A 3,066-nucleotide genomic window follows, 5' to 3' on the forward strand; every position below is an offset into this window, starting at 1 on the left:
CAGCTCACTGGATATCAACAACTCCGCGCTGACCGGTCTGGGCAATCGCCTTGAACAAAATGGCTTTATCGTTCGCAAGCCCTGTCCGGATGATGGCCGAGCCTCGCGCTTGTACTTAACCAAACAAGGCAAAGAAAAAGTCGGTCATGCCCGCCCTTTGATTCAGCAGTTAAACCAGCTGATGTGCGCCGATTTTAATGATGACGAACTCAAAGTCATTGCGAAATTCTTGACCCACCTTATGTCCAACTTTTAACGCAAGGATGCTCACATGAACATGCAAGCCGTCGTTCCAGAACCGGATACTATAAATCCAACAGAACACAGCATCATCACTGAATCAGGCCGCAGCGTTCAGGCAAAACTGTTTGAGGCACACAATCCAAAATCGGTGGTTATCATTGCCGGTGCCATGGGTGTCGCGCAACGAGCCTACGAAAAGTTTGCCCGCTTTTTAGCTCAACAGGGACACACCGCCATAACTTTTGACTACTTTGGCTCTGGCCTGTCATTGCAAACTCCTCTCAAAGACTGCGATGCCGATTTGCGCAGTTGGGGCGAACAGGACTGCGAAGCCGTCATTGAATACGCCCATCAAACATACCCCAATGTGCCACTGCAGTGGATTGGGCACAGCGTCGGCGGACAACTACTGGGCATTATGCGCAACAGCGATAAACTCAACAAAGCCATCACCATGGCCTCTGGCACCGGTTATTGGCGCTATAACGCACCTAAAACTCGCCGTGTGGTCTGGGTGATGTGGTACGTGGTTGCCCCGCTGTCGGTTGCTATATGTGGGTACTTTCCTGGCAAAAAACTGAAGATGGTTGGCGACCTGCCTGCCAACGTCATGCGCCAATGGCGCCGCTGGTGTCTGGTCAAGGATTATGCCGCCGGGGCTGAAGGGCCTGAGATTCGCCAACGCTATGCAGACGTTAACATCCCCATTATCTCGATTTCGTTTTCCGATGACGACATGCTGTCGTCTAAAAACATTAACTCGCTTCATCAGTTTTTTAATCAAAAGCACGTCTCAATGGTGCGCATTAACCCCAAAGAGATTGGCGAACGTTCTATCGGTCACTTGGGCTGGTTTCGCGATAAATACAAAGAATCCCTATGGCAGGGAGCTATTTTGCCAAAACTGGATAGCGGGCTTTCATGAAAGCCTAAGCAGAAGTCCCCTACTCGCTCATCTTGAGCCCGTCGAAGGATGCTTGTCAAAAGGTGTACACCGCGCCATGCCCTTCGACAGGCTCAGGGCGAACGAATAACCACCGGTCCAGACCCTTCGACAGGCTCAGGGCGAACGGAGAGGAGAGCGCTCAGTCCTTTCTATCTTTTCGCCATTCTTCTGCGTCTTTCTTCCGGTCACGGTACTCTTTACTGTCTTTATAATCATCCCAGTCTTTGTAGTCGTCCCGATCTTTATAACCATCGTGTTTGTGCTTTTCGTAGTCCTTCTTCATGTCATGTTTTTTATCTTTATAGTCTTTATGTTTTTCTTCCCAGTTATCTTTGGCCTTATCATTGGCGTGTTTATTGGGCTCTGCCAGCACAGCGACAGAAAAAGACAGACTGAAACCCAACAGGGCAGCGATCAACGTTTTCATTACTCTCCCTCTCTAGAGATTATTTTTGAACGACAGTCTCTTGAGAATAGTTCAAAAAATCGTAGGAGTGTCATCAACCCCACTACCAGTGATACGCTCGTCACATAAAATAACGACAAAGCGCTGGAGTCCAGCATGAGCTTCTACGACGATCATATCCTACCCCACCTGATAAACTGTGCTTGTGGCACCAAACCCGTCTTAAAACAGCGGGAGAAGGTCGTCCCTCAGGCCGAGGGGCGGATTCTGGAAATAGGCATGGGTTCAGGCCTCAATATCCCCTACTACCGTCCAGAGCGAGTTGAAAAGGTCTGGGGACTGGAACCTTCCGCCGGTATGCGGGAAAAAGCCCGCCCTCGTGTAGAGGCTGCCCCATTTGACCTGGAGTGGCTGGATCTGCCCGGCGAAGAGATCCCTCTGGATGACAACAGCGCCGACACTGTCGTTCTCACCTACACCCTGTGCACCATTCCCGATTGGCTGACCGCAGTCAAACAAATGCGGCGGGTACTCAAACCCGGTGGCAAATTGCTGTTCAGCGAACACGGTAAAGCCCCGGACGAAGCCGTCCGAAAATGGCAGAACCGCATCAATCCCTACTGGAACAAGATAGCCGGCGGCTGCCACCTCAATCGCGACATCCCCATGATGCTGCAAGAAGGCGGCTTTCAGATTAAAGACATGGACACCCTCTACGTACCCAAAACACCTAAGACCATGGGCTTTACCTATTGGGGGGTTGCGGATTAGATGCCAGAGAAAAGACCCAAGGTTCATGCGGAGACCCGGCACCGAATGATTGGGCATCTGCCTAGACGAGTGAAATCCAAAAGACGTTATAAATAACATTTGGAAATCAAATACAATAGCAACGAACTAAATCCCACGAGTGTAAATATAAGTTTGAATGCAATAAACCCATAGATTGCAAACAGCGTTTTTTTACATTTTATGGCTTCTTGCTCATTTATATTTTTCAGCCACAACAAAGAGCCTACAAAATATTGCATAAAGTCAGTTGCCAAGCTCAACGCAAAGGCGAAAAATGCACACTTTAAACTTCCTGTTAATGGCGTTGCCAATGTTTCATTATTAAAAAACCACACAAGAGCCAAACCAGCTAAAGAAAGATTCCGTGAGACGTCACCAGCTTTAGCCGTATAATCCTTAAACTGCTCTTCACCTGTTGTATTAGTCATATATCAAGTCTCCAGCCTTTGGTATTATTGCCCCCTTTAATAATAGTTTGAATCTAACACTGTGCAGCTGCGCCACTAATCCAAACCCACAATGGAATAATCCCTTTCCACATTCACCGACACCCGCCCCCACTCTGACGTACGAATTCGCTGCTGGTGAAACTCAAATGCCTCACGATCCACAAACTCTTCATACACTTGAAAGACACAGGGATCGCCAGAGCTTTGTGTAACCTCAAAGCACAAACAGC

General features: G+C 48.7%; 6 protein-coding genes. 3 read left to right on the forward strand and 3 right to left on the reverse strand.

Annotated features, from left to right (window positions below; translation table 11 throughout):
- Both ACTG33_RS16790 and ACTG33_RS16795 read left to right on the forward strand, forming a co-directional pair.
- The coding region (locus ACTG33_RS16790) for a MarR family winged helix-turn-helix transcriptional regulator (protein ID WP_439136364.1) at positions 1-256 on the forward strand (256 nt) is incomplete at its 5' end.
- Between the two features lie 15 nt (positions 257-271).
- Positions 272-1,168 (forward strand): alpha/beta hydrolase family protein, encoded by an 897-nt coding sequence (locus ACTG33_RS16795; protein WP_439136365.1) that lies wholly within the window; start codon positions 272-274, stop codon positions 1,166-1,168.
- A gap of 160 nt (positions 1,169-1,328) precedes the next feature.
- Here ACTG33_RS16795 and ACTG33_RS16800 read toward each other — a convergent pair whose 3' ends face one another.
- Positions 1,329-1,616 carry a hypothetical protein gene (locus ACTG33_RS16800; RefSeq protein ID WP_439136366.1) on the reverse strand — a complete coding sequence of 96 codons (288 nt, stop codon included), beginning with the start codon at positions 1,614-1,616 and terminating at the stop codon, positions 1,329-1,331.
- A 135-nt stretch (positions 1,617-1,751) separates the two neighbouring features.
- Between ACTG33_RS16800 and ACTG33_RS16805 the strand changes: the two genes are divergently transcribed.
- Positions 1,752-2,366, forward strand: a complete 615-nt coding sequence (locus tag ACTG33_RS16805; RefSeq protein WP_439136368.1) for a class I SAM-dependent methyltransferase — start codon at positions 1,752-1,754, stop codon at positions 2,364-2,366.
- 86 nt (positions 2,367-2,452) lie between these two features.
- Here the strand turns inward: ACTG33_RS16805 and ACTG33_RS16810 are convergent, their stop codons facing one another.
- Positions 2,453-2,815, reverse strand: coding sequence for a hypothetical protein (locus tag ACTG33_RS16810; protein WP_439136370.1), 363 nt, complete (start codon positions 2,813-2,815; stop codon positions 2,453-2,455).
- Between the two features lie 75 nt (positions 2,816-2,890).
- Positions 2,891-3,061 carry a putative quinol monooxygenase gene (locus ACTG33_RS16815; protein WP_439136372.1) on the reverse strand — a complete coding sequence of 57 codons (171 nt, stop codon included), beginning with the start codon at positions 3,059-3,061 and terminating at the stop codon, positions 2,891-2,893.
- Positions 3,062-3,066: the final 5 nt, after the last annotated feature.

Origin of the sequence: Pseudomaricurvus sp. (assembly GCF_965662505.1) — a bacterium.
In the GTDB taxonomy this organism is placed as follows: domain Bacteria; phylum Pseudomonadota; class Gammaproteobacteria; order Pseudomonadales; family Cellvibrionaceae; genus Pseudomaricurvus.